The 6,720-nt window shown below is 67.4% G+C and carries 5 protein-coding genes; 2 read left to right on the plus strand and 3 right to left on the minus strand.

Annotated features, from left to right (window positions below):
• Nucleotides 1-472: PfkB family carbohydrate kinase (locus FV228_RS16915; RefSeq protein ID WP_246693930.1), on the minus strand; the 472-nt coding region annotated here is incomplete at its 3' end.
• 765 nt (nucleotides 473-1,237) lie between these two features.
• Between FV228_RS16915 and FV228_RS16920 the strand changes: the two genes are divergently transcribed.
• Nucleotides 1,238-2,263 carry a PAS domain-containing protein gene (locus tag FV228_RS16920; protein WP_147855694.1) on the plus strand — a complete coding sequence of 342 codons (1,026 nt, stop codon included), beginning with the start codon at nucleotides 1,238-1,240 and terminating at the stop codon, nucleotides 2,261-2,263.
• A 216-nt stretch (nucleotides 2,264-2,479) separates the two neighbouring features.
• Here the strand turns inward: FV228_RS16920 and FV228_RS16925 are convergent, their stop codons facing one another.
• Nucleotides 2,480-2,908, minus strand: a complete 429-nt coding sequence (locus FV228_RS16925; RefSeq protein WP_147855695.1) for a MucR family transcriptional regulator — start codon at nucleotides 2,906-2,908, stop codon at nucleotides 2,480-2,482.
• A 951-nt stretch (nucleotides 2,909-3,859) separates the two neighbouring features.
• Between FV228_RS16925 and FV228_RS16930 the strand changes: the two genes are divergently transcribed.
• The gene (locus tag FV228_RS16930) at nucleotides 3,860-5,260 is read left to right on the plus strand and encodes a DUF4105 domain-containing protein (RefSeq protein ID WP_147855696.1); all 1,401 of its coding nucleotides are present in this window, start codon (nucleotides 3,860-3,862) and stop codon (nucleotides 5,258-5,260) included.
• A 332-nt stretch (nucleotides 5,261-5,592) separates the two neighbouring features.
• Here the strand turns inward: FV228_RS16930 and FV228_RS16935 are convergent.
• On the minus strand, nucleotides 5,593-6,720 hold a 1,128-nt coding region (locus FV228_RS16935), incomplete at its 5' end, for a serine hydrolase (protein WP_147855697.1).

Below are 6,720 nucleotides of genomic sequence, written 5' to 3' on the forward strand. Positions count from 1 at the left end.
CCTCGTCTACGTCTCCGGGATCAGCCTGTCGCTCTACGGCGCGCGCCGCGCGGCCGGCCTCGCCGTAGAGCGACAGGCTGATCCCGGAGACGTAGACGAGGTCGTCGGCCTCCAGGGCGGCGCGCGTCTCGGCGGCGCCCGGTTCCGAGAACAGGTCCCGGGCGGCGGCGCTGTCGCGCCAGTAATGGAAGCTGCGTTCGCCCGCGTCGTCGGTGCGGATGATGTAGAGCCCCGGCATCCGGCCCGGCAGGCGGCGGACCCGCTCGAGGCCGATACCCTCGCGGCCCCAGGCTTCCACCATCGCGTCGCTCCAGGGATCATCCCCCAGGGCGGTCACGTAATCCACCGTCACGCCGAGGCGGGCGAGGTAGAGGGCGGTGTTGAGCGTGTCGCCGCCGAAGCCGCGGACCAGGCTCCCGTCCGGCCGCTCCGACAACTCGACCATGCACTCGCCGACGCAGGCGACCCTCATGCGGCTTCTCCCTGTGCGGAGCCTCGACCGGCCCGGTGGAGGACCGGCCCCGTCCGGCCTGGCCTGTCAATCGCGCGGCCGCCGCGCGAACGCGAACCGGTCTGGAGATGGCGCGCATCGACCCGATCCGCCATCCGGTTTGCGGGCGTCGCGCGCCGTCTCCCAGCGCACATCCATAGGTTGGCGAGGGCATAGACCGTATCGGGGATCTGAAAATCCGCTTTGAACAATATCGGTAACATAAAATTCAATCTGGCAACAGCATAACTGATTATCGTCCGGCGTATCGCAAGGACATTATTGCTGCCGAACTCAAATCGAAATCGTAACACGTAGTCATATCTGTCACTTGTCGAGGCCGGTGTCATTCACTGCGAATGAGTCGCGAGATACACGACTGTAAAATGTCTCCAGAAAATTTTATCGATCTCTAATGATCGAGACCATCGATAATGCATAACCGATCTACCGAACGAGCGGGGTGAATCAGAAGGCGAATTTGTATATCCTATGAGGGTCGATACCTCGGCAGATCCGAACGGCATCGATTTGTATCGGGATGAGTTCGATTCTTGTGCAGGACAGGAGGGGCCCGATCGCACGCAACCGGAAGCCGGGGCCGCGGCTTTGCGGGCGTTTGGGAAGCCCCTCGCGCGAGGCCGTCGGCGCGATGGCCGGTCTCGAACGACAGCCTGTGGCCGGCCCGGTCCGACCGGAATGGGTCTGACGCCATGGCGGCCACGCATAGACCCGAGAGGGATTGAGATGTTTCACTCCGCCCTCAGCGCGCTGACATTCTCGTCCGGGGAATTCCTGACGCTCACCGAGAGCCGGGGGTTGAGCGGAGCCTGGAGCTGGGTGCTCGCGGGTGGCGAGCAGATCTGGTCGCCGGGGTTCTTCCGCCTGCTCGGCCTCGTCCCGAATGCCGCCAAGGCGCATTACGATCTGCTCCTGAACCTGGTCCATCCGGAGGATCGGCACCGGCTGCCGTCGCTCGGCGATGTCCGGCAGGGCCACGTCCCTCGCGAGACGATCGTCCGGGTGATTCGCCCGAACGGAACGGTCCGCATCCTCTCGTTGATGATGGAGGCGCGCTTCTCCGGGGACGGAAGGCCCGTGGCCGTGAACGGCACGGCCCTCGACGTCACCGACCGCGAGCAGCTGGTGTTGATGCGCCAGGCGGAGCGGCGGCGGCGGGGGGCCCTGTATCTGACGGAGCACATTGCGTGCTTCGCGCTCGGGCTCGATCGCCGCTTCGAGTTCCCCTTCGAGGTGGCGCAGGTGCACGGGGTCTCGCACGAGGAGATCTGCATCAATCCCTACGTCATGGTCGTTCCCGAAGAGCGGCAGGCCTTTCAGGACGCGGCTGCGGCGCAGATCGAGCGGCGGCAGTTCTTCCAGGGCACGGTCCACGAGCGCCTCGCCAACGGCGAGCTCTGGCATTTCAAGATCGTCACGGTCCCGGTCCGGGATCCGGATGGCACCTATCTCGGCCGCTGCGGGCTGAAGCACCCGGTCCGAAGCCCCATGCCGATCGCGCCGGCTGTGGGCGAGGGGCTCGATCAGTGCGTGACCGGCCACCATCTGCGCGCCGCGCGCGCCCTGCTCGACTGGTCGATGATGGACCTGGCCCAGGCCAGCGGCCTGTCGCATTCCACCGTCCGGCGCCTGGAGGAGGACAGCGAGCATCGGGGAAGCCGGTCGCGCCTTCAGGCCGTCGCGTCCCTGCGCCGATCCGGCATCCGGTTCATCCCGGTGGATGACGGCACGCTGGCGGTGGCCAGGCGCTGAGCGGTTCGGGAGCGGACCGCCGTAAGGGCCGGCCCGCCCTCGGCCGCTTCTTGCTGGGCGCGGCGGCCGGCAAGCGGCGCCGGATCTGCGCCGGGGGCACCTGCATGCCAGTCGGTGCGAGAGCCGGCATCGGGGCGGTCAAGGTGCGCGTCCCGTGCAACCGGTCCGGTCGGCCCGAACCGGGGCCCGGTCCGCGTCGGGACGCACACGCTTGAGTCAGGCGACCTTGTGGCCGAGCTGGATCGCCTTGGCGATCTGCGAGCGCCGCTCGGCGTAGCTCGGGGCGACCATCGGGTAGTCGGCGGGCAGGCCGAACTTGGCGCGGTAGCGCTCGGGGGTGAGGCCGTGGGCGGTGAGGTGCCGCTTGAGCGTCTTGTAGGGACGGCCGTCGATGAAGCTGATCAGGCCGTCCTGGCCGATCGAGGCCTCGATCTGCGCGGCCGTCGGGCCGGTCCAGGCCGAGGTCGAGCCGGCGGTGCTGCCCTGAAGCACCGAGATCGCCGTGTGCACCTGATCGATCAGAACCGGCAGTTCGCCAACACCGACGGCGTTCCGCGATACATAAGCCGCGACCAGTGAAGCCGTGCACTTGATCAAGTCGTAGTTCGGTTCCGGCATCTTTTCGTGCAGTTCGATAGTCGTCATGTTCCCCTCGCTTCAGGTTGCCGCGGCGTTACAAGTCCGACTGGGAGGGATACGGATAATTTTACCGGATCGTCCCGTGCGAACTTCTACGCGACTGCTGATGCTCCGCCAGAATTGGCGACTAACAATACGAAAATGCGGCGAATTGTCTAGGGTTTACCTTGGATAGTATTTGAACAGAATTTGTCCTACAAATCCAACACGAGGTTGCTCGTTTCGTGGATCCAGACAGATAATGTTCAATCGGACGGGCCGACGCAGTCGAAGCACGCGGCGATGGCTACCTGGGGTGGCCCAAAAAGCTCACCTGCTCGCCGCTAATGAGGAGCAAGCCCGTTGCGCGAAGAGCTATTGAATGCGGACAGGGATTTGTTTTTAATTTGAAAACCGAGCTATAACTATAATTATCCTGTGAGATAATTATGAATACCGACAATAAAATAAATAGTGCATCTATAGATTTATATAAGGCCTTTAATAATTAGTTCCTTATGGATTTGATTGAATCTTCTTAATACGGTCGCTATTTCGCAACCCTTCTAGACAATGCGGGGTTTAAATCTTAGGTTTTTATTGAATAAAGTTATCATCGTCGAGCCTATATCGTATGAAACGTCGGTTTTTAAGCGCGAGGACTGATCTGCGCTGGGGCGACGCCCCGGAGCGGTGTCCGGTCCGCGTGAATCGGCTGCCGTTCCCGAAACGTCACCCGGTCGGACGGCATGGCGGAGCCGGTCGTTCGCTTTGGACATCTCGGCGTCCGGCGCGACGGCCGCGATTGCCTTAACCTGGTCCTTAGGCGAGTCGTGGAAGGTGCCGGCGCGCTCGCCGCCGAAATGGATACCGGTTCGGCGTCAGCGAGCGCGTCGAATCCAGGACCCGAGCCGCTCCCGATGGCAACGCGATCGGGAGCGGCTCGGGTCGCACGCGCGCTTCCGAAGACGACCTGCCATGTCCCATCGTTCATCCCTGGAAACCCGGCCCGGCGGCCTCGATCCGGATCGTCCGATCCGGGAGGGCAACGCCCGGATGGCTCCGCTGTGGCAGGTGCTGGTCGGGGGCGAGGCGGTCCGCCGCCATGCGCACCTGATCCTGGCCGCCGGCGTGGCCCTGGCCCTGCTGGGCGCCGCCGTGATGATCGATGCCCTCGCGGGGGCGGTCCACATCCCGGAGCGCTGGTTCGGCCTGCTCCTGCTGGTGGACGCCCTCGGTTCGCTCGGCGCCGGCCTGATCGCCGCGGGGGCGGCCCGGCGGCTGCGGATCTTCAAGGGCCTGTTCCTGGCCGTGGCGGCCATCCTGATCATGATGGCCTCGGCCTCGAGCTTCTTCCTGCTGGCGATGCTGTTCGGCACCGTCTTCCTGGTCGACGGCGCGGTCCGGATCGTCCTCGCCTACCTGCTGAAGTTCCCCGAATGGCGCACCTCGGTGGCGCTCGGCGCGCTGGGCGTCGCCTTCGGCGTGTTCCACCTGCAGCCCTGGCCGACCTGGTATGTCGGCACGGTCGGCTACTGCATCGGGATGTTCCTGGTCATCAACGGCCTGCGGCTGGCCCTGGCGGGCCTGCGCACCCGGCGGACGGCCCCGGAGCCGGTGCCGGAGGGGGCGTCGGCCCCGGGCTCCGACAGCCTGACCGTCTATGTCTGGACGCCGACCGGCCAGGCCACGACGCCGGCCACGCAGCGGCTGGTCCGGCGCTACGTCGCCTCCGTGGACGTGGCGGGGCGCTACTCCACCGGCCACGCCGCCCTCGAACTGGGGGGCGACCTCTATATCAGCCACTACCCCGCGGTGGAGATCGACCGCTCGCCGGCCAACCTCCGGTCGAGCCTGCGCGCCGGCCCCGAGAACGACGTCCCCGGCCGGTTCCTGCCGTCGCATCGCGCGGAGGTCGCGGATTGGTGCGAGGCCACCGTCGCGGTCACGCTCGACGGCGTCGACGGCCCCCGGCTGCGGGCGTTCTGGGACGCCTATCACCGCGACACGACCTACAACTTCATCAGCCGCAACTGCTCGACCACGGTCGCCCGCGCCCTGGACGTGGCGGTGGAGGGCGCGTTCAGCCGGGACGGGCATCCCTGGCGCAACCTCGCCCAGGCCCTGACCAGCCCGGAGTTCTGGGCTGCGGCCCTGCTGCGCAACGGCGCCCGGTCGATGACCTGGACCCCCGGGCTGGTTCTCGACTACGCCCGGGCGCTGAGCGCCCTGGTCGATCCGGCCTCGCCCGTGACGTCCATCGCCTGGGCCAGTGTCGGCCGGCGTTTCATCCGCAACGGCCGGGTCGGGTCGCTGACACGCGTGTTCCAGCTTGCCCGGCGCCGGCCCGCATCGGGCGCGGGCCCGACCGAGGCTTGAGCGGCCTCCCTGCCCGCCCGGCTGTTGCCTATGATGTTCGCAGGTCGTTTCCGGCGAAGCGCGACCTGCTCCCTTTCCCGCACGGGCTATCGGCTTCACCCATCCCCGGATGTGGCGCGGGTCCCCTCTCCCGTGCGGGAGAGGGACAGGGTGAGGGATGCGACCTCTCCGGAAAGACCTGGTCCCTCACCCCAACCCTCTCCCGCACGGGAGAGGGGGCGCGGCGCGGCTTTGGCAAGCCGATGTGTGAACATCGTAGCCCGCACGGGAGGGGCGACCCGCGCCGCATCCGGAGATGTTTGAGTCTGTCAGGGGCGGGCGGCGCCCCCGGGTCAGCGGGCCGTGCGGCGGGCGGCGAGGTCGCGGGCGATGGCCTGCATCACCGACAGGGTGTCGACCTCGTCCTGCTCGGCGCCGTGGTCGCTGAGCTTCACGATCACGGTCCCGGTCTCGCGGTCGACGTAGACGTATTGGCCGTAGACGCCGATCGCCGAGATGTCGCTGTCGTCGCCCCCGGGGGCGTGCCACCACTGGGCCGAGTACTGCCAGCCGTCGACCGCCCGGCGGGCCGGCGTCTCGATCCGGTCGATCCAGCGGGCCGGGATGATGCGGTTCTGCCCGGCGCGGCCCTGGTCGGCCACCAGAAGCCCCAGGCGGGCGAAGTCGCGGGGCGTGGCGTTGATGCAGCAGAACGCCTTCTCGATGCCGCCGGCCCGGTCGAGGTTCCAGGTCGCGTCGGCCTGGGCGCCCATCGGCTTCCAGATCCGCTCCGAGAGCAGGTCCGCCAAGGGCTTGCCCTCGACCCGCGCCAGGATCAGGCCGAGCAGCTCGGTGTCGATGCTGCGGTAGCGGCCCTGGCTGCCGGGCTTGAACGCCAGGTGGGCGTTGTCGCGCACGAAGGCGGTGATGTCCCGCGTCAGGTACATCCCGGCGGTGCCGGTGAGCGGATGCTGCGGGTCGTAATTCTCCGGCACGGCGATCCCGCTCGTCATGTCGAGGAGGTCGCGCACGGTGATCTGGCCGAAGACCGCGCCGTGCCGCAATTCGGGCAGCAGGGCCGAGACCCGGTCGGTCTCCGCCAGCTTGCCGCCCGCCACCGCGGTGCCGACCAGCAGCGACACGATCGACTTCGCCACCGACCAGGACGGGAACAAGGTCGCCGGGCCGGTCCCGGGGCGCTGCCATTCGTGGATCAGGATTCCGTCCTGCACCACCAGGAAGGCGTTGGTGTGCGTCTCCGCCAGCATCGTCGCGAGCGGAACCGTCTGGCCCTTCCAGGGGACGCGCTCCAGGATCGGGCTCGGCCGGAACGCCAGGTCGCGGGCCCGCTCGGGCGCCTGCACCACCCGGCTGGGGAACCAGGGGCCGATCGCGGACGGCTCGAGGACCGCCAGGGCCCCTAGCGTGACCGGATTCGGGACGTCGAGCAGCGCGGTGGCGGTCCAGGCGCAGCCCGCCGC

Source organism: Methylobacterium sp. WL18, from assembly GCF_008040015.1.
Classification (GTDB): domain Bacteria; phylum Pseudomonadota; class Alphaproteobacteria; order Rhizobiales; family Beijerinckiaceae; genus Methylobacterium; species Methylobacterium mesophilicum.

What these genes read in the sequence shown, in the direction of transcription:
- FV228_RS16930 (WP_147855696.1), top strand. Translation starts at nt 3,860, where the DNA reads ATGTCCCATCGTTCATCCCTGGAAACCCGGCCCGGCGGCCTCGATCCG.
- FV228_RS16920 (WP_147855694.1), top strand. Translation starts at nt 1,238, where the DNA reads ATGTTTCACTCCGCCCTCAGCGCGCTGACATTCTCGTCCGGGGAATTC.
- FV228_RS16925 (WP_147855695.1), bottom strand. Translation starts at nt 2,908, where the DNA reads ATGACGACTATCGAACTGCACGAAAAGATGCCGGAACCGAACTACGAC.